The sequence below is a fragment of the Candidatus Fermentibacter sp. genome (assembly GCA_030373045.1).
In the GTDB taxonomy this organism is placed as follows: Bacteria; Fermentibacterota; Fermentibacteria; order Fermentibacterales; family Fermentibacteraceae; genus Fermentibacter.
Window position 1 is genome coordinate 31,469 of sequence record JAUCPW010000065.1, and the last position, 17,589, is coordinate 49,057.

Annotated in this window: 33 protein-coding genes and 1 tRNA gene; 33 read left to right on the plus strand and 1 reads right to left on the minus strand. The window is 65.4% G+C overall.

All coding sequences use genetic code 11. From position 1 onward, the window contains the following. The 25 genes from rpsC to QUS11_11070 all read left to right on the plus strand — a co-directional run bounded on the left by rpsC (position 1) and on the right by QUS11_11070 (position 12,077). A complete protein-coding gene (gene rpsC, locus QUS11_10950; GenBank protein MDM7993813.1) occupies positions 1-657 on the plus strand; it encodes a 30S ribosomal protein S3 in 657 nt (218 codons plus the stop codon). A gap of 13 nt (positions 658-670) precedes the next feature. Further along, complete coding sequence (gene rplP / locus QUS11_10955; GenBank protein MDM7993814.1) at positions 671-1,093, plus strand: 50S ribosomal protein L16; 423 nt, start codon at positions 671-673, stop codon at positions 1,091-1,093. Between the two features lie 11 nt (positions 1,094-1,104). Next, on the plus strand, positions 1,105-1,314 hold the full coding sequence (rpmC, locus tag QUS11_10960; protein MDM7993815.1) for a 50S ribosomal protein L29: 210 nt from the start codon (positions 1,105-1,107) through the stop codon (positions 1,312-1,314). Next, entirely contained in the window at positions 1,315-1,581 is a 267-nt protein-coding gene (gene rpsQ / locus QUS11_10965; protein MDM7993816.1) for a 30S ribosomal protein S17, read from the plus strand. A 12-nt stretch (positions 1,582-1,593) separates the two neighbouring features. Next, positions 1,594-1,959 (plus strand): 50S ribosomal protein L14, encoded by a 366-nt coding sequence (rplN, locus tag QUS11_10970; GenBank protein ID MDM7993817.1) that lies wholly within the window; start codon positions 1,594-1,596, stop codon positions 1,957-1,959. Next, the gene (gene rplX / locus QUS11_10975; GenBank protein ID MDM7993818.1) at positions 1,960-2,268 is read left to right on the plus strand and encodes a 50S ribosomal protein L24; all 309 of its coding nucleotides are present in this window, start codon (positions 1,960-1,962) and stop codon (positions 2,266-2,268) included. 15 nt (positions 2,269-2,283) lie between these two features. After that, positions 2,284-2,850 (plus strand): 50S ribosomal protein L5, encoded by a 567-nt coding sequence (rplE, locus tag QUS11_10980; protein MDM7993819.1) that lies wholly within the window; start codon positions 2,284-2,286, stop codon positions 2,848-2,850. Positions 2,851-2,859: 9 nt separating this feature from the next. Continuing rightward, positions 2,860-3,045: a type Z 30S ribosomal protein S14 gene (locus QUS11_10985; protein ID MDM7993820.1), complete on the plus strand. Its 186-nt coding sequence runs from the start codon at positions 2,860-2,862 to the stop codon at positions 3,043-3,045. Between the two features lie 16 nt (positions 3,046-3,061). After that, positions 3,062-3,451: a 30S ribosomal protein S8 gene (rpsH, locus tag QUS11_10990; GenBank protein ID MDM7993821.1), complete on the plus strand. Its 390-nt coding sequence runs from the start codon at positions 3,062-3,064 to the stop codon at positions 3,449-3,451. Positions 3,452-3,464: 13 nt separating this feature from the next. Next, the gene (gene rplF / locus QUS11_10995; GenBank protein ID MDM7993822.1) at positions 3,465-4,010 is read left to right on the plus strand and encodes a 50S ribosomal protein L6; all 546 of its coding nucleotides are present in this window, start codon (positions 3,465-3,467) and stop codon (positions 4,008-4,010) included. 12 nt (positions 4,011-4,022) lie between these two features. Beyond that, positions 4,023-4,385, plus strand: a complete 363-nt coding sequence (gene rplR / locus QUS11_11000; protein ID MDM7993823.1) for a 50S ribosomal protein L18 — start codon at positions 4,023-4,025, stop codon at positions 4,383-4,385. 84 nt (positions 4,386-4,469) lie between these two features. Then, positions 4,470-4,949: a 30S ribosomal protein S5 gene (rpsE, locus tag QUS11_11005; GenBank protein ID MDM7993824.1), complete on the plus strand. Its 480-nt coding sequence runs from the start codon at positions 4,470-4,472 to the stop codon at positions 4,947-4,949. Next, positions 4,942-5,133, plus strand: coding sequence for a 50S ribosomal protein L30 (gene rpmD / locus QUS11_11010; protein ID MDM7993825.1), 192 nt, complete (start codon positions 4,942-4,944; stop codon positions 5,131-5,133). The genes rpsE and rpmD overlap by 8 nt, the downstream gene beginning before the upstream one ends. Then, complete coding sequence (gene rplO / locus QUS11_11015) at positions 5,130-5,573, plus strand: 50S ribosomal protein L15 (protein ID MDM7993826.1); 444 nt, start codon at positions 5,130-5,132, stop codon at positions 5,571-5,573. The genes rpmD and rplO overlap by 4 nt, the downstream gene beginning before the upstream one ends. Positions 5,574-5,593: 20 nt before the next feature. Then, a complete protein-coding gene (secY, locus tag QUS11_11020; GenBank protein ID MDM7993827.1) occupies positions 5,594-6,880 on the plus strand; it encodes a preprotein translocase subunit SecY in 1,287 nt (428 codons plus the stop codon). A 1-nt stretch (position 6,881) separates the two neighbouring features. After that, positions 6,882-7,493, plus strand: coding sequence for a nucleoside monophosphate kinase (locus tag QUS11_11025; GenBank protein MDM7993828.1), 612 nt, complete (start codon positions 6,882-6,884; stop codon positions 7,491-7,493). Further along, positions 7,484-8,227, plus strand: a complete 744-nt coding sequence (gene map / locus QUS11_11030) for a type I methionyl aminopeptidase (GenBank protein ID MDM7993829.1) — start codon at positions 7,484-7,486, stop codon at positions 8,225-8,227. Before QUS11_11025 ends, map begins: the two co-directional genes overlap by 10 nt. 54 nt (positions 8,228-8,281) lie before the next feature. Continuing rightward, a complete protein-coding gene (infA, locus tag QUS11_11035) occupies positions 8,282-8,506 on the plus strand; it encodes a translation initiation factor IF-1 (GenBank protein ID MDM7993830.1) in 225 nt (74 codons plus the stop codon). Positions 8,507-8,516: 10 nt separating this feature from the next. Then, complete coding sequence (gene rpmJ, locus QUS11_11040; GenBank protein MDM7993831.1) at positions 8,517-8,633, plus strand: 50S ribosomal protein L36; 117 nt, start codon at positions 8,517-8,519, stop codon at positions 8,631-8,633. A gap of 29 nt (positions 8,634-8,662) precedes the next feature. Next, entirely contained in the window at positions 8,663-9,028 is a 366-nt protein-coding gene (gene rpsM / locus QUS11_11045) for a 30S ribosomal protein S13 (protein MDM7993832.1), read from the plus strand. Positions 9,029-9,091: 63 nt separating this feature from the next. Then, on the plus strand, positions 9,092-9,451 hold the full coding sequence (rpsK, locus tag QUS11_11050; GenBank protein MDM7993833.1) for a 30S ribosomal protein S11: 360 nt from the start codon (positions 9,092-9,094) through the stop codon (positions 9,449-9,451). Between the two features lie 76 nt (positions 9,452-9,527). Beyond that, positions 9,528-10,484, plus strand: a complete 957-nt coding sequence (locus QUS11_11055) for a DNA-directed RNA polymerase subunit alpha (protein MDM7993834.1) — start codon at positions 9,528-9,530, stop codon at positions 10,482-10,484. A 7-nt stretch (positions 10,485-10,491) separates the two neighbouring features. Next, positions 10,492-10,947, plus strand: a complete 456-nt coding sequence (gene rplQ, locus QUS11_11060; GenBank protein ID MDM7993835.1) for a 50S ribosomal protein L17 — start codon at positions 10,492-10,494, stop codon at positions 10,945-10,947. Between the two features lie 13 nt (positions 10,948-10,960). After that, the gene (pfkA, locus tag QUS11_11065; GenBank protein ID MDM7993836.1) at positions 10,961-11,923 is read left to right on the plus strand and encodes a 6-phosphofructokinase; all 963 of its coding nucleotides are present in this window, start codon (positions 10,961-10,963) and stop codon (positions 11,921-11,923) included. Between the two features lie 4 nt (positions 11,924-11,927). Then, positions 11,928-12,077: a hypothetical protein gene (locus QUS11_11070; GenBank protein MDM7993837.1), complete on the plus strand. Its 150-nt coding sequence runs from the start codon at positions 11,928-11,930 to the stop codon at positions 12,075-12,077. 343 nt (positions 12,078-12,420) lie between these two features. Here the strand turns inward: QUS11_11070 and QUS11_11075 are convergent, their stop codons facing one another. Next, a complete protein-coding gene (locus tag QUS11_11075) occupies positions 12,421-12,576 on the minus strand; it encodes a hypothetical protein (protein ID MDM7993838.1) in 156 nt (51 codons plus the stop codon). Between the two features lie 225 nt (positions 12,577-12,801). On the opposite strand from QUS11_11075, the gene QUS11_11080 reads away from it, so the two are divergent. The 8 genes from QUS11_11080 (at position 12,802) to QUS11_11115 (ending at position 17,570) form a co-directional block, all read left to right on the plus strand. Next, positions 12,802-13,200, plus strand: a complete 399-nt coding sequence (locus tag QUS11_11080; GenBank protein MDM7993839.1) for a Rid family detoxifying hydrolase — start codon at positions 12,802-12,804, stop codon at positions 13,198-13,200. After that, positions 13,193-13,855, plus strand: coding sequence for a MotA/TolQ/ExbB proton channel family protein (locus tag QUS11_11085; GenBank protein ID MDM7993840.1), 663 nt, complete (start codon positions 13,193-13,195; stop codon positions 13,853-13,855). The genes QUS11_11080 and QUS11_11085 overlap by 8 nt, the downstream gene beginning before the upstream one ends. Further along, positions 13,852-14,268 (plus strand): biopolymer transporter ExbD, encoded by a 417-nt coding sequence (locus QUS11_11090; GenBank protein ID MDM7993841.1) that lies wholly within the window; start codon positions 13,852-13,854, stop codon positions 14,266-14,268. Before QUS11_11085 ends, QUS11_11090 begins: the two co-directional genes overlap by 4 nt. Then, positions 14,265-14,978, plus strand: a complete 714-nt coding sequence (locus QUS11_11095) for a TonB C-terminal domain-containing protein (protein ID MDM7993842.1) — start codon at positions 14,265-14,267, stop codon at positions 14,976-14,978. Before QUS11_11090 ends, QUS11_11095 begins: the two co-directional genes overlap by 4 nt. Further along, complete coding sequence (locus tag QUS11_11100; protein MDM7993843.1) at positions 14,975-16,195, plus strand: hypothetical protein; 1,221 nt, start codon at positions 14,975-14,977, stop codon at positions 16,193-16,195. Before QUS11_11095 ends, QUS11_11100 begins: the two co-directional genes overlap by 4 nt. Positions 16,196-16,206: 11 nt before the next feature. Next, on the plus strand, positions 16,207-16,740 hold the full coding sequence (gene pal, locus QUS11_11105) for a peptidoglycan-associated lipoprotein Pal (protein ID MDM7993844.1): 534 nt from the start codon (positions 16,207-16,209) through the stop codon (positions 16,738-16,740). Continuing rightward, positions 16,737-17,417: a hypothetical protein gene (locus QUS11_11110; GenBank protein ID MDM7993845.1), complete on the plus strand. Its 681-nt coding sequence runs from the start codon at positions 16,737-16,739 to the stop codon at positions 17,415-17,417. Before pal ends, QUS11_11110 begins: the two co-directional genes overlap by 4 nt. Before the next feature lie 68 nt (positions 17,418-17,485). After that, a tRNA-Leu gene (locus tag QUS11_11115) sits at positions 17,486-17,570 on the plus strand. Positions 17,571-17,589: the final 19 nt, after the last annotated feature.

Sequence of the window (17,589 nt, forward strand, 5' to 3'; positions counted from 1 at the left end):
ATGGGGCAGAAGACCAATCCAGTCGGCCTGAGACTAGGCATCATCCGGGGATGGAACTCGGTGTGGTTCGCCCGCGGGAAGCGCTACCCCGAGTACCTCAAGGAAGATGCGATGCTTCGCCAGTACATCATGAAGCGCCTGGAGAAGGCCCAGATCTCCAAGATCGAGATCGAGCGCAAGCCCCAGGAAGTCCAGGTCACGATCCACACGGCGCGCGCCGGTCTGGTCATCGGGGCGCGGGGCAGCATGATAGACCTGCTCACCCGCGAGCTCAAGATCTACACCGGCAAGACCGTCAGGACCAAGGTCGAGGAGATCAGGCACCCCGAGCGCAACGCCAGCCTGGTGGCCGACTCCATAGCGCGGCAGGTCGAGAGCAGGATCTCGATCAGGCGCGCCATGAAGAGGGCCATCTCCGATTCGATGAAGGCCGGCGCCGAAGGCATCAAGGTTTGCTGCTCCGGCAGGCTCGGCGGCGCCGAGATGTCCCGGACCAACACCTACCACGAGGGGCGCGTGCCGCTCCACACGCTGAGGGCCGACGTCGACTTCGCGCGGTCCATCGCCAGGACTACATACGGCGTCATCGGCGTGAAGGTCTGGATCTACAACGGCGAGATCCACGATTATCCGGGCCAGACCGGCCCGGCCGAGTAGCGGGTGATCGATCATGCTGATGCCCAAGAGAACCAGATACCGCAAGCAGCAGAAGGGGCGCCTCCGGGGCCGGGCCAAGGGCGGCGCCGCGGTCTCCTTCGGTGAGTACGGGCTCCAGGCCATCGAACCCGGGCACGTGACGAGCGCCCAGATCGAGGCCGCCCGTGTGGCCATGACCAGGCACGTCAAGCGCGGCGGCAAGATCTGGATCAGGATCTTCCCCGACAAGCCCATCACCTCCCTTCCCCTCGAGACCAGGATGGGCAAGGGCAAGGGCGCCGTGGACCACTGGGTCGCGGTGATCAAGCCCGGCAGGGTGATGTTCGAGATCGAGGGCGTGGAGGTCGCGGTGGCCAGAGAGGCCATGAGGCTCGCGGGGCACAAGCTCCCGATACTCACCCGCTTCGTCGAGAGAGAGGGGGGGGCGGCCCAGTGAAATCCACCGCCATGAGATCCATGACAGTCGACGAACTGACGGGTCACACCAGGGAGCTCAGACAGGAGATCTTCAACCTGCGCTTCCGCAAGTCCGCCGGCCAGGTGGACAACCCCGTCAGGATAAGGCTGGCCAGGCACGAGCTGGCCAGGGCGCTCACGGTGCTGCGCGAGCGCGAACTCGGCCTGAGCGGCGAAGCCGGCGGGAGTGAGGTGGAGTAGATGTCACAGTTCAGGACGGGAGACAGGCAGGTGGTCAAGGGTACGGTCGTCTCCGCCGGCAAGATGGAGAAGACGGTCGTAGTCGAGGTGGTGACGCTGAAGGCCCATCCGGTCTACAAGAAGCGGTTCCGGCAGACGCGCCGCTACTACGCCCATGACGAGGCCAACCAGTGCGGGGCCGGGGACGTGGTCCGCATAGCCGAGACGAGACCCCTCTCGAGGCTGAAGCGCTGGCGCCTCCTCGAAATAGTGGAGAAGGCCCGGTAGGAGGATGTCGGTATGATCCAGCAGGAGACCAGACTCAACGTCGCCGACAACTCCGGCGCCCGAGAGGTGCTCTGCATCAGGGTTCTCGGGGGCACCGGGCGCAGATATGCCACTATCGGCGACGTGATAGTAGTGACCGTGAAGGAGTCGTCGCCCACGGGCGCCGTGAAGAAGGGTGAAGTGAGGAAGGCCGTGGTCGTCAGGGTCAAGAAGGAGCTCAACAGGAACGACGGCTCCTCGGTGCGCTTCGACGACAACGCAGCAGTCATCATCGATGACGCGATGCAGCCCGTCGCCACGCGCATCTTCGGCCCGGTCGGACGGGAGCTCCGAGCCAGGTTCATGAAGATCGTGTCGCTGGCTCCGGAGGTGATCTAGATGCATGTGCGCAAGGGGGACAGGGTCCTCGTCTCGACGGGCGACGAGAAGGGCAAGAAGGGCAAGGTCCTGAAGGTCCTCGAGGACAAGGACAAGGCCATCGTAGAGGGCGTGAACTTCGTGAAGAGGCACACGAGGCCCAACCAGAAGAACCCCCAGGGCGGGATAGTCGAGAAGGAGGCCCCGATGCACGCCTCCAACCTCAGGATTGTCTGCCCTGGCTGCGGCGATAGCGCCGGCGTGAGCCGGAAGCGCGATGCCGACGGCAGGCTCCGCAGGGTGTGCAAATCCTGCGGCGAGACAGTGTAAGGGTCTGGTGGGAAGATGAAGGAAACACCCAGGCTCAAGAAACTCTACGCGGAGGAGCTGTCGGCCAGGCTGCGCGAGCGGTTCGGCTTCGCCAATCCGCATCAGATCCCGCGCCTCGTGAAGATCGTGGTGAACATGGGGCTCGGCAAGGAAGCCATAGAGAACGCCAACAACATCACGAACGCCTCGGAGCAGCTCGGCAGGATCACGGGGCAGAAGCCCGTGGTCGCCAAGGCCCGCAGGTCCATAGCGGCCTTCAGGCTGCGCGAGGGCATGCCGATAGGCGTCTTCGTCACCCTCAGGGGCGACACGATGTGGGAGTTCCTCGACAGGCTCGCGAACTTCTCGCTCCCGCAGGTCCGCGACTTCAGGGGCCTGCCCTCGAAGGGATTCGACGGCAGGGGCAACTACAACTTCGGGCTCGAGGAGCAGGCGATCTTCCCGGAGATAGACGTCGACAAGATCGACAAGTTCCGGGGAATGAACATCACTCTGGTTACAACCGCCCGGACTGACGAGGAGGGCCTCGAACTGCTGAGGCTCCTCGGACTGCCGTTCCGCAAGTCCGGCTCGGCAAGGTAGGGGGCAAAGTTGGCCAAAAAGTGTCTTGTCGAAAAGCAGAAGCGCACTCCCAAGTTCGGCGTGCGCAGGTACAACCGTTGTGCGCTGTGCGGTCGGCCCAGAGGCTTCCTCCGCAAGTTCGGCATCTGCCGGATCTGCTTCAGGGACATGGCCAACAGGGGCCTGATACCCGGCGTCCGCAAGGCCAGCTGGTAGGGGGTGGAAGATGTCCATGACCGATCCCATCTCCGACATGCTCAACAGGATCAGGAACGCCTCCATGGCAGGACACGTCATGGTGGACATCCCGGCGTCCAAGATGAAGGCGGCCATAGCGGGCGTCCTCTACAAGAGGGGCTTCATCAGGGGCTACCGCAGACTCGATGACGACAGGCAGGGGATCCTCAGGGTCTACCTCGCCTACCAGAACGGCAAATCGCTGATAGTCGGGCTGAAGAGGATATCGACGCCCGGCTGCAGGGTCTACAAGGGCGTGACCGAGATCCAGCGCGTGATGGCCGGGCGCGGCGTTGCGGTCCTTTCGACTCCCAAGGGCGTCCTCACCGATTCGGAAGCCCGCAGGGAAGGCGTCGGCGGCGAAGTGCTGCTGCACGTCTGGTAGGGGGACTCAGGGAATGTCACGCATAGGCAGGCTGCCGATCGCGATCCCGAAGGGCGTGACCGTCACCCTCGACGGATCCGACATGAAGATCAAGGGTCCCAGGGGAGAAGCAGTCCACGTCATCCCCGCGGGGATCTCCGGGAAGATCGAAGGCTCGTCCATCTCCCTCGAGAGGGAGACGGACACCGTCGAACTCAAGCGGATGCACGGCGTAACCAGGGCGCACATCGCGAACAAGGTGAAGGGCGTGTCGGAAGGCCACACCATCACTCTGGTCGTGAACGGGAAGGGATTCCAGGGCGAGGTCAAGGGCAGGGTCGTCGAGATGCAGATAGGGCTCTCCCACAGGGTCCTCGTCGAGATCCCGGCGGGCATCGAGGTCAAGCTGACCCCCGGCCAGAACACGTTCACCCTGGTTGTCACGGGGGCCAACCGCGAGCTCACGGGCTCGTTCGCCTCCGTGCTGTACAAACTCAGGCCCGTCGAGCCATACAACATGATCGGCTTCAGGTACTCCGATCAGGTGGTGCGGCGCAAGGCCGCCAAGACAACGAAGTAGGAGGGAGGGGACATGGCCGGACTCACAAGCACCCAGAAACTCAGGCGGCGTCACCTCCGCGTGCGCAGGAAGGTCTCGGGGACCGCGGAGCGCCCGCGGCTCTGCGTCCACCGGACGAACCGGCACATGGTGGCGAACATCGTGGACGATTCGACCGGACGCACGCTCCTCAGCGTGACCTCGACCGCCGACTACTTCGACGGCGACCGTACCGGAACCAAGACCGAACAGGCGGGAAGACTCGGGCTCGTCGTGGCCCGAAGAGCCCTCGAGATCGGGATAGAATCCGTGGTTTTCGACCGTGGCGGCCATCCGTACCACGGACGAGTCAAGGCTCTTGCCGAGAAGGCCCGCGAGGGCGGTCTCAGGTTCTGATGGGGGATTCCAGTGAGTAACAGACCAGAGGCTACGGAAGAGAAGCTCGACAAGACCGTTCAGGTCGAACCCGAGCTCGAGTGGATGGATAGGCTGATATCCGTCAACAGGGTCGCTAAGGTCATCAAGGGCGGCCGCAGGTTCGGCTTCAACGCCCTGGTAGCCGTCGGGAACGGAAGAGGCAGGGTCGGAGTGGGCCTCGGGAAGGCCACCGAGCTGCCGGAGGCCATCCGCAAGGCCACCGAAGAGGCCAAGAAGGACATGATCGACGTTCCCATCACGGACGGCAGGACCCTTCCCCACGACGTGACTGGCGAGTACGGCGCGGGCCGCGTCCTCCTCAGGCCGGCCAGTCCGGGTACCGGCGTCATAGCCGGGTCCACGGTCAGGGCCATCATGGAGTGCGCCGGCATCCGCGACGTCCTCACCAAGTCGCAGGGCACCAACAACCCCCACAACGTGGTGAAGGCCACCCTCGCCGGCCTCAGGGACCTCGGCACCATCGACCGGATCAACACCGCCCGCAGGGGCATGATCCAGCGAAGGAAGCGGACCGATGGCTGACAAGAGGATCGCCGTCAAGCAGATAAGGAGCGGCATACACTGCCCGCTCGTTCAGAAGAGGACCCTCGAGGCCCTGGGCCTCCGGAGGATGAACCAGACCGTTGTACATGAGGACAGACCCGAGATCCGCGGGATGATCTTCCGGGTCAGGCACCTGGTCACGGTCCAGGAGGTCAGCGGATGAGACGCCTCCAGCATCTCAGACCCGCCGCGGGAGCCACGCGCGAGCGCAAGCGGCGCGGGTGCGGCGACGGTACGGGCAACGGCGGGACCGCCGGCAAGGGGCACAAGGGCCAGAGGGCCAGGGGCAGCATCCACCCGTGGTTCGAGGGAGGACAGCTCCCGCTGCAGCGCAGGCTCAGCCACAAGGGCTTCAACAACGCCCGCTACACGACAGTCTACCAGGTCGTGAACGTCGGCTTCCTCGCCAGGTTCCCCGAGGACTCGGTGGTCACGCCCGACGAGCTCAGGGACGCAGGGCTCATCTCCAGCAGGCTCAGGCCCGTGAAGATCCTGGGTACGGGAACCCTCTCGACCCGCCTCACGGTCTGCGCGCATGCCTTCAGCTCCAGCGCGGCCGGCGCCATCAGGCAGGCCGGCGGAGCAGTAGAGGTGCTCGACTGATGCGAGGTTTCGAGAGCATAATGAAGATCCCGGAACTCCGGAAGAAGATCTTCTATACGCTGCTCCTCCTTGCCGTCTACCGGATCGGCGGGTTCATACCCGTCCCGGGCATCGATGTGAACGCTCTGGAAGAGGCCTTCAGGGGCGCCGCCGGCAACATGATGGGCATCTACGACCTGTTCGTCGGAGGAGCCCTGAGCCGCGCCAGTATCTTCGCCCTGGGCATCATGCCGTACATCTCGGCCTCGATCATCATCCAGCTCCTCACGTCCGTGATGCCCTACTTCGAGAAGCTGAAGAAGGAGGGCGAGGCGGGCAGGCAGAAGATGACGGAGATAACGAGGTACTCCACGGTCGGCCTCGGGCTGATCCAGGGGCTCGGCATCTCGCAGTACATCGTCAGCCTCAACTCGCAGGCCCCCGGAGTGGTGCCGCACCCCGGCCTCGGGTTCACGGTCCAGACGGTCCTCACGCTCATCACGGGCACGATCTTCGTGATGTGGCTGGGCGAGAGGATCACGGAGCGCGGCATAGGCAACGGCATCAGCCTGATCATCTTCGCGGGCATCGTGGGCAGGATCCCCGACGGGCTGGCGGGGCTCTACCGGAACGTCTTCGTCCTCCAGCAGACATCGTTCGTCTCGGTGGTGTTCCTGCTGGTGTTCATGTTCGCGGTGATCGCCTTCGTCGTGCTGATGACGGAGGCCCAGAGGAAGATCCCGGTCACCTACGCCAGACAGGTGCGCGGGCGCAAGGTGTACGGCGGCCAGAGCACCCACATACCGCTCAGGCTGAACACGGCTGGCGTCATCCCCATCATCTTCGCCCAGTCGTTCCTGATGTTCCCGGCGAGCATCGCGATGTTCTTCCCCAACAGCGGCATAGACGAGACCGTGAACAGGATCTTCTCGCCCGCCAGCGCCCTGTACATGATCGTGTACGCGGCCCTGATCATCCTCTTCACGTACGTCTACACGGCCATCGTCTTCAACCCCCAGGACCTCGCCGACAACATGAAGAAGTACGGCGGCTTCATCCCCGGCAGGAAGCCGGGCAAGAGCACGGCCAGCTACATCGAGCGGGTGCTGATAAGGGTCACGCTGCCGGGTTCGCTGTTCCTCGCGATCATCGCCATCCTGCCGATGCTGCTCATCAGCTCCGCCAACGTGGACTTCGCGTTCGGCGGCACGAGCCTGCTCATCGTCGTGGGCGTGGCCCTGGAGACGCTGAGGCAGATCGAGACCCACCTGCTGATGAGGCACTACGACGGCTTCCTCGCCAAGGGCAGGATAAGGGGACGCAGATAGCATGAGGATCTCCCTCCTCGGGCCCCCCGGAGCCGGAAAGGGCACGCAGGCCGCCAGGGCCGCCGCCCGGTTCGGCCTGGCCCATCTCTCCACGGGAGCGATCTTCCGCGAGGAGATCGGGAGGGGCACGCCCCTGGGCAGGGAGATAGAGGGAATCGTGAAGGCCGGCCTGCTGGTGGCGGACGAAACCGTCGACAGGGTGGTCTTCTCGAGGATCGACGGGCCGGGCGGGTTCGTACTCGACGGATACCCCCGGAACATCGCCCAGGCCCGGAGCCTCGACGCCTTCCTGGCGGACTCGGTCCCGATCGACGGGGCGGTGTTCCTCGACGTCAGCGAGGGCGAGGTGCTCAGGCGCCTGGGCGACAGGTACACCTGCCCGTCGTGCGGGCCGGTGCGCGCTCCGGGAGGAGCCTGCCCTTCCTGCGGCAGGACCCTCGAGCGCCGTGCGGACGACGAGCCCGAAGTCATCAGGAGGCGCTTCCAGGAATACCACAGGGTCACCGGACCCCTTCTCTCGTACTACGGCCCGAGGCTCGCCAGGATCGACGGCGACGCGGGAGTCGAAGAGGTCTGGTCGAGGCTCGAGCAGGCGGTCATGCCATGGGCGTGATGTCCGCCACACAGATCAGGCACATGCAGGAGAGCGGCAGGATCGTTCGAATGGTCCTCGTCGAGCTCAGGCGCGCCTCGGTCCCTGGCGTCTCCACGGCCGAACTCGACGGGATGGCCAACGAACTGATCCGGTCGGAGGGCGGAAGCCCCTCCTTCCTCGGGTACAGGGGCTACCCGGCGTCGGTGTGCATCTCGGTGAACTCCGTCGTCGTGCACGGCATTCCCGGTCCGACCAAGCTCGCAGATGGAGATCTGGTGAGCCTCGATGTCGGAGTCGTCAAGAGCGGCTACCACGGCGACGCCGCGGACAGCTTCCTTGTCGGGGAGACTGCCGATCCCGAGGCGGCGAGGCTGGTCGGCGTCACCTACGAGGCCCTCGGCCTGGGGATAGACGCGGCCCGTCCCGGGAACAGGGTCGGCGACATAGGGGCCGCCGTCCAGCGGCATGTCGAGCATGCCGGTTTCAGCGTCGTCAGGGATCTGGTGGGGCACGGCATCGGCAGGAGGCTCCACGAGGATCCTCAGGTCCCCAACTACGGACGCCCCGGGACAGGCATGCCCCTGAAGCCCGGCATGGCCATAGCGATCGAGCCGATGGTCAACAGGGGCGGGTGGCACGTGAGGATCCTGGACGACGGCTGGACGATAGTCACCGAGGACGGCAGCCTGTCGGCCCACGCCGAGCATACCGTGGTGGTCACCGGTGGTGAACCGCTGGTGTTGACTGCCTGATTAGCATTTGCGATACTTCGCATTCTACGCGGGTTCGCTGAAAGAGGTTTGCAAGTGGCCAAGGACCAGGGTGTAGTAGTCGACGGCACCGTCGAGGAGACCCTCCCGAACAACATGTGCAGGGTCAGTCTCGACAAGCCGGAGGGGCACATTGTGCTGTGCCACGTCTCCGGCAAGATGCGGATGAACTACATCAGGATCCTGGTCGGGGACAGGGTGACGGTCGAGCTGTGCCCGTACGATCTGGCACGGGGCCGGATCACCTATCGATACAAGTGAGGATGGGACGATGAAGGTCAGGAGTTCTGTGAAGCGGATATGCGACTACTGCCGCATCGTACGCCGTGAGGGGAAGGTCCTCGTGATCTGCCCGCGCAATCCCAAGCACAAGCAGCGTCAGGGCTAGCTGCATAAGCCGGTCTTCGGAGGTCAACGGTGGCAAGGATTTCGGGTGTCGATCTTCCCAGGAACAAGATGATTCTGTACGCCCTGCCGTACATCTACGGCTTGGGGCTGGCCTCGGCCAGGGAGATCCTCTCCCGGACGGACATCCCTCCCGAGAAGAAGACCGACGAGCTCACCGAGGACGAGATCGCCGTCCTCAGGAAGCTCATTGACGCAGAGTACAAGGTCGAGGGCGCCCTCAGGGCCGAGATCGCGATGAACCGCAAGCGGCTGATGGACATCAGCTGCTACAGGGGTCTCAGGCACCGCAGGGGCCTGCCGGTCCGGGGCCAGAGGACACACACCAACGCCCGCACGAGAAAAGGGCCGCGCATCGGCCATATGAAGAAGCGGTAGAGGGAGGAGCACGCGTTGCCCAAGTCTCAGTCTCAGGCCAGGAGCCGCACGACCGCCCGGAAGATCACGAAGGTCACGGACGTCAACGGCATAGCACATGTGAAGTCGTCCTTCAACAACACGATGATCACCATCACCGACCTGCGCGGCAACGTGATCACCTGGTCGAGCGGCGGGACGACCGGAGTCAAGGGTACCCGCAAGGGCACCGCGTTCGCAGCCTCCCAGGCAGCCGTACAGGCCGCCGAGCGGGCGGTCGAGTCGGGGCTCCGCAGGGTCGAGATATGGGTCCGCGGGCCGGGTTCGGGCCGCGAATCCGCGGTGCGCGCCCTCCAGTCCTCCGGGCTGGAGGTAACGGGCATCAAGGACATCACGATGATTCCCCACAACGGCTGCCGTCAGACAAAACGGCGCCGGATGTAGTTATTGTCCTGACACCGCCGCCGCGCCCGTGGCGCGGCGATCCCGGAGTTGGCTTTCTTCCTGTCGGGGGGAGCGCATGGAGTACAGGAGCCTTCATCTACCGGACCGCATAGAGTGGGACGAGGAGAGCCTGACCGGCACGTACGGCAGGCTGGTCGTCACCCCTCTCGAGCGCGGGTTCGGACGTACCCTCGGCACCGCCCTCAGGCGCGTGCTGCTGTCCTCGCTGGAAGGCGCAGCGCCTGTCGTAGCGAGGATCGCGGGGGCCAACCACGAGTTCACACCGCTCCCGGGCGTCTACCAGGACGTGCCGGACATCGTGCTGAACATCAAGTCCCTCGACATCCGCCATGACGGCACCGGGCCCGGCAAGCTGGTCCTCGACGCGAAGGGCCCCGCCCAGACGAAGGCGTCGGACTTCAAGGGGGACTCGTTCCTCCACATCCTCAACGGCGACCTGCCCATCGCGGAGGTCGGCCCCGGATCGAAGCTCCACGTCGAGCTGACCGTCGAGCGCGGCAAGGGTTACGTAACCGCCGAGGACTGGCACGATCTGGGCCGCGGCAAAGAGATCGGCGACATCCTGCTCGATTCGTGGTTCGGCCCCGTGCGCAAGGTCAACTTCGAGGTGGACAGCGCCAGGGTCGGCGACAGGACCGACTACGACAGGCTCGCCATGGAGATCCAGACGGACGGAAGCATCGGTCCGCGCGAAGCCATGGATGCGGCCTGCGACATCCTGCTCAGGCACTTCGAGATGATACTGGGCGGCAGGCAGGCCGGAGCCCAGGGCGCCGAAGGCGACTCCGACGAAGAGGCGGAGGATTTCGCGAACCTGCCCCTGTCCGAGACCGCGATGCCCCCGAGGCTCGCTGCAACGCTGGAGGCCGGCGGCATCTCGACGCTGGGCCAGATCGCTTCGAGGACCAAGGCGGAGCTCCTCGCCGTCAAGAACCTCGGCCCATCCTCACTGAAGATCCTCGAGGGCCTGCTGGCCGAATACGGCATGGGGCTTTCGGAGAGCCGCGACTAGGAGACCTATGCGACACAGGAAGACGACACCGAAGCTGGGCCGCAAGCCCGAAGAGAGGACCAGGCTCCTCAGGAACCTCGTCACCTCGATCATCATCCATGAGAGGGTGGTCACCAGCGAAGCCAAGGCCAGGGCCGCGCGCAGCATGGTCGAGAAGATCGTGACCCGCGGCAGGACCGACACCGTCCATGCCAGGCGAACCGTGGCACGCCACGTGTACGGCGCCGAAGCAGTCCGGAAGGTCTTCAACGACCTCGGGCCGCGCTACGCCCAGAGGCCCGGCGGATACACAAGGCTGCTCAAGCTGGGCCCCCGCATGGGCGACGCTGCAGAGGCCTTCATCCTCGAGTTCGTCGACTCCCCCGTGGCCTTCAAGCCCGAGGACAAGGAGAAGAAGGACAGGAAGAAGGATCGCAAGGAGCAGAAGAGCCCCCTGAAGGAATCCAGGGAGCCAAAGGCCTGAGGTGGCCCCGGCCATGGACCGCATAGCAGTCCTGGCCAGCGGAGGCGACGCCCCGGGCATGAATGCCTGCATCAGGGCCGTGGTGAGGAGCGCTCTTCACCGCGGCCTCCGCGTATCCGGCGTGCTCCGCGGGTACCAGGGGCTGATCGAGGACTCGATCTCCGACATGTGCTGGGGCGATGTCAGCAACATCATCCAGAGGGGCGGGTCCATCCTGCACTCGGCCCGCAGCGAGGCCTTCCTCACCTTCGACGGGCGGGCGCAGGCCTCCGCCAACATCCGGAAGCACGGCATAACCGGGCTCGTGGTCATCGGTGGCGACGGCAGCTTCCGGGGCGCGGACGCCCTGGCCCGCGAGCAGGGCGTGGCCGTGGCGGGAGTCCCCGGCACCATCGACAACGATGTCTGGGGAACCGACTACACGATAGGTTACGACACCGCGGTCAACACGGCCCTGGACGCCATAGACCGCATCAAGGACACGGCCGCCTCCCACGACAGGGTGTTCATCGTGGAGGTGATGGGCCGCAGCGCGGGCTTCATCGCCATCGAGGCGGGCGTGGGTTCGGGCGCCGAGGCGATACTCCTCCCCGAGACGCGCACAGACGTCGACGCGCTGGCGGCGATGATACGCAGGCGCAGGGACGAGGGGCGCAGATCGAGCATCCTCGTATGCGCGGAAGGCGACGAGGACGGCGGTGCGCGCGCCGTTGCGTCCAGGCTGAAGGCGGACCACGGCATCGAATGCCAGGTCACCGTCCTCGGACACGTCCAGAGGGGCGGCTCTCCGACCACGTCGGACAGGGTCCTGGCCTCCAAGCTCGGCTGGGCGGCCGTCGATGCGCTCTGCGAGGGTGCGGCACCGTGCATGGTGGGCGAGATCGCCCGCAGGATAGTCCGCCATCCCCTGGCCGACTCCTGGACCTTCCGGAAGGGGATCGACCCGGAACTGGTCCGGCTGGCGGGCCTGCTCTAGGCGTATGTGCTGCCTCGAGAGCCTCGTCATCATCCTGGGAGCCATTGCGGTCTCGATAGTCTCCTGGGTGGCCTCGCTCGTGCTGATACCCCGCCTGGTCCTGTTCGCGGTGATCCTGATCCTCGCCGTGAGGGTCCTCGCCAGGAAGCGCTGAGGGCGGCGGGTCGATTCCTGGTTTCACATTGTTGAAATGCAGCAGCATACCATTGCGCAGCAACCTTATAGCTTGTGATACGGTTCACAGATATGTATGCATCCCGTAATACTTTGCTTCTATCAATGCTGGAATATGTCGCAAGATCTTTGGTAAACACATGAATGAGAGTATGATGTGAGGAATTTGCGCTTCCATGGAATCGGATGTTGCAGGCATGAGTAGCTGTCTGGGAGGATCGATTGCAGGGAGTGTCGGAGAAAGTTAAAGGAGTCAAAAGCGTTCTGGGGGGGGCGGGAAGGGGCGGGAGACCGGGCCCCCGCCCCGTCCGGGGATCAGTTTCTCAGCCGCAGCAGCAGCAGCCCTTCTTGGGCTCCTTCTTCTGCATCGCCTGGCCGCAGCAGGTGAACGTCGCGCAGTTGTCGCCGCAGTCGCAGGACTTGGAGACCGTGATCTCCATGCCGCACTGCCCGCAGACGAAGGTATCGTCCTTCTTCATCAGGCACCGCCTTCCGTGTTGTGGTCTTCGACAGCAAACATAACACACGAAGCCGGTCGGGAACAGCCGCCCGCCCCGAAGAACAGACCCTGAGGACGCCGGTAATGCGGGCTTTCCCATGAGGATCCCCCGCCGTCTCCGCGGCCGTGACCGCTGACGGAACAACTCCGGCCGCGAGTATGTATAATCGTCCTGACGGGAATCACACACGAGGGAGGGCCAGATTTGAGACCCCGGGGCATCCGTACCGACACGGCTCCCATGCCGGTCGGCCCGTACAGCCAGGCTGCCGCAGCCGGCGGCATCGCGTTCGTCTCCGGCCAGCTCGGGATCGACCCCGCGACGGGCCGGCTGGTGGAGGGGGTGGAGGCCCAGGCCTCCCGCGCCCTCGAGAACATCCGGGCCGTCCTGGCAGCCGGGGGGCTCTCCCTGTCCGACGTAGCCAAGACGACCGTCCTGCTGGCCGACATGGCCGACTTCCCCGCGGTCAACACCGTGTATGCAGGATTCTTCGAGGAGCCATACCCGGCCAGGGCGGCCTTCGCCGTGAAGGCCCTCCCGCTCGGCGCCCTGGTCGAGATCGAGGCTATTGCCGTACAGGCCGGGGGGAGATCAGATGCGTGAGGTCTTCGAAGTCCTCGGCCAGTCGGATTTCGTAACGAGCGTCATCCTCATCGTCATCCTGATCCTCTCGATAGGCTCCTGGGCGGTGGCCATAGCCAAGCTGAGGGAGTTCAGGAAGGTGCTGGGGTCGTCGAGGCTCTTCATGGACGCCCTGAGGACGACAGGAAAGCCCCCCGGGAACGACTTCTGGAGCCGCAGCAGGGAGATCGGACCCCTTGCGAGGATGTACGCCGAGGCGGGGCGGTTCCTCCAGAGGCGTTCCGACTCGGGCCGGACGGGATCGCTCGATGCCGATGAAGCAGGCCTGCTCCGTTCCGCGCTGGAGCGCGAGGCCGGCGAGGATCTCTCCGAACGCGAGAGGAACATCGGCTTCCTGGCCACGGTGACGTCGATCTCGCCGCTTCTAGGTCTCCTCGGGACGGTCTGGGGCATCCTGACGAGCTTCATCGGCATGAAGGAGACGGGCACCGCCGATCTCAGCGTCATCGGCTCTGGCGTGGCGAACGCTCTCACCACCACTGTCGCGGGCCTTCTGGCGGCCATACCCGCCAACATCTTCCACAACTTCGTGGTGGGCAGGATCAACTCGCTGGCCGGCGACATGGACAGGTTCCTCTCGGAACTCGTCGATGTCTGCAGACGGGGCTCCCTGTGATCAGGACCCGCTACAGCCAGTTCTCGTCGATCAACATCACCAACCTGGTCGACGTGACGATGACCCTTCTGGTCGTCTTCATGCTCGCCGGACCCGTCATGCACCGGAGCGTGGACATAAGGCCCCCTTCGAGCGACCAGGGAAGGATAATCCAGCGCCTCGACCCCGGAACCTCGCTCGTGGTCGAGCTCGATTCGCTCGGCAACCTCTCAGTCTCGGGCGAGCCCCTGTCCATGGCCGAACTCGCACCCCTGGCCGAGGCGGCCCTCGCCTCCGGCCGGACGGAGGCCTTCGTCAGGGCGGACCGTGCCGTCAGGTACGAAGCGGTGGCGGCCACCCTCTCCGAACTCAGGAGGGGCGGTTACGAGACCGTGGGCCTCGTCCAGGAAGCCGTCGCGGAGGGCGGGCGGTGAACGCACGGGCGCTTCTCGTCTCGTCCCTCGGGCATGCCGGGGTGATCCTGATCCTGCTCATCGTGCAGGGGTTCTCCGGACACTCCGATCCTCTCGGAGGAGGCGACGCAGTGATGGTGAGCGTCGTCACCGTCGGGGAGCCCGGCCCGGCAGCGGAGCAGGTCGATGAACCGCCCTCGGAAGACGTCGAACCGGCCTCCGGGGACGTTCCCCCGGAACTCCAGGAGGACGAGGTCGAAACCGTCGATCCGGAGGATACCGTCCCCGTCGAGGACGTCACCGAGGACGTCCCGGAGGATGAGAATCCCGTCCATGTCGCCAACCCTCCCGAAGACCAGGTCCAGGATCCCGGCAGCCAGGCGCACCAGGTGGAAACCTCCGGGGCCGCCAGCGGCTATATCGCGGTGGATGCGGCAGGGGAATCCGGCGGGGGCGCTCCGGGTCCAGCCACCTACGAGGGAAGGGTTTTCGCCGCGATCAGGAGGAACTTCCGGACCTCCGCCGTACCCGAGCAGAGCTACAGGATCGAGATAACCGTCGGCCCCGGCGGCTCCATGGAGGTGGAGACGCTCAGGACGAGCGGCGTGGACGTGTTCGACAGGGCTGTCGAGCATGCGCTGGCGATGGCGCAGATGCCGCCCTTCCCGCCGGGCAGGACCTCTCCCGCCGTCCTCAGGATCGAGTTCCTGGGGCTTTCCGGAGAGCAATGAAGAAGAGAGGAATCCAGCCCATGGTTCGACCGGCCGCGCTCCTCGCCCTCTCAGCCGCCGCATTCGCAGGCGACTTCCTGCCGATGACCCCCATCGGCTCGGACTGCCTGCCGGTGAGCGTCACCATCGAGGGCGACCGCGACTATACCCGCCCGGCCCTCGAGCAGCTCGAGGCGGACATCGACTTCTCGGGGCTCCTCATCACCTCGCACGATGCGGACGCCGGGATCTCGGCCAGGATAGAGGAGAGCGGATCGCGTCTCAGGATTACCGCAGACGTCACGGCCGGCGGTGAAGTCCTCCTGACCCGCGAGTACACCGCCTCCTCGAACGATCTCTACACGATGGTCCACGCCCTCGCCGACGACGCGGTCTTCGCACTGACCGGCGAGAACGGCATCGCGAGCTGCCGGATCGCATTCGTGCTGCGCACGTCCGACGGGTACTCCCTGGCCTGCAGAGGATTCGACCCGCGCGGCTACTCGGCGCTGCTCCGGGATACGTCGGTCATCACGACCCCTGCGTGGAGCCCCGACGGATCGACCATAGCCTTCACATCGTTCCGGTCCGACAACGGAGACCTGTACGCATACGATGTCGCGGAGGCGAGGGCGAGGCGGCTGCTCTCCCGGCAGGGCCTGAACACCACCCCGTGCTGGACGCCGGATGGAGCTTCCATCGCGATCTCAGCGAGCGCGGAGGGGAACGCCGAAATATTCCTGTACTCCACGGGCAGCGGCTCCGTTTCCAGGCTCACCGCGCGAAGCTCGATCGAGACATCGCCCGCCGTGTCACCGACAGGGCAGCAGGTGGCTTTCACGAGCGACAGGGCCGGCTCTCCCCAGATCTACGTCATGGACATCACCGGGTCGGGCGCCGCGAGGCTCAACTACGCCCACGGCTACTGCGACAGCCCCGCCTGGTCCCCCCGCGGAGACCAGATAGCCTATGCCGCGAGGGCTGGCGGCGCCATACACATCTTCGTCTGCCGCGCGGACGGGAGCGAAGTCAGGCAGGTGACCTTCGAGGGCTCCCTCAACGAAGATCCCGCATGGGGGCCCACCGGGCGCCATCTGGCCTTCTCGAGCAACATGGACGGCCGCAGGGCCGTCTACGTCGTTGAACTCAACAGCCTTGCCGTGAAGCGGCTCACGGATTCCGGGGAATGCTACTGTCCGACCTGGTCGCCCGCGCGGGCGTCCCAGGCCGCCGACTGAAGGGGGATCGCATGTTCTGGAGGAAGGTGTCCGTCCTGCTCCCTGTGCTGCTCATCGCGGCCGTCCTGGTGCCGGGGACGTCCGGCTGCCGCAGGGACACCGACGACGGGTCCGACTCGACCATCGTCTTCACGCCCGACACCCTCGACTACGGCGTCTGGGACACCGATACGCTGGTGACCGACCTGAGCTGGCTCGACACCCACCAGGCCAACATGAGGGACGTCTTCTTCGAGTACGACTCGAACGAGCTCACGCAGGCCGCCACCGAGGCCCTGATGCAGGACGCCGCCTATCTCATGTCCAATCCCGGCTTCAAGGTCCTCATCGAGGGTCACTGCGACGAGCGCGGCACGATCGACTACAACCTCGCCCTGGGCGAGCGCCGCGCCATCATGGTCAGGGACTTCCTGGTCAACTACGGCGTCGACTCCTCGCGTCTCCAGTACGTGAGCTACGGCAAGGAGAGGCCCTTCGTCACCGGCTCCGACGAGGCCTCGTGGGCCCAGAACCGCAGGGCGCACTTCCGGGCGCTTCCGGAATGACGCCGGCAAGACTGTCAGCCGTCGCGGCTCTCGCCGTCCTGTGCGGCTGCTGGGGCGGTCAGTTCGTCGACATGCCCGGCAGGGTGGAGAGGATGGAGGCGGGTCAGGAGCGGGTCGAAACCACGCTCGACTCGATGCGTACGGTGATGGGCACGCATGAGTCGCTCCTGAGGGGTCTGCAGGCCCAGTCTGGCAGCAGGGCCACGGAGCTGGTCGAGCAGATGGCCGAGCTCACCGCCGAGATGGAATCCCTCCTGGGCCGGATGGGTTCCGGCGGCTCGTACGCCGCTCCCGGCGACTCCACTTCGCGATCCGAGCAGCTGGCCTTCGACGAGGCCTATCTCCAGTACCAGCAGAGGAGCTATGCGACCGCGGCCGAGGGGTTCCAGTCTATCCTCGCGGCAAGCCCCGGCGGGGCGCTGGCCGACGATGCCCTGTACTACGCCGCCCTGTGCCACGAGGGCCTCTCCCTGGCCCACAGGGCGATAGAGGAGCTCGTGGCCCTGTCCATCATGTTCCCCGATTCCGAGAGGGCGCCGGCTGCGCTCTCGAGGGCCGCCGCAATCTACGGGGCGCACGGGGCGGAATCCGACAGGGACAGGCTCCTGGAGACGATCCTCGCGGACTACCCGGATTCCGAGGAGGCCAGGCTGGCCGAAGCCGCCCTCCAGAAGTGAGACGCCTGTCCCGCGCTTTACCGGAGCCCCCCGGTTTCGGATAATTGTGGCTTGTCCGCCCCCCCGACGCGAGAGTGGCGGAACTGGCAGACGCGCCAGATTTAGGATCTGGTAGGGCAACCTGTGGGGGTTCGAGTCCCCCCTCTCGCACCAGCCAACAGAAACGGGAGCA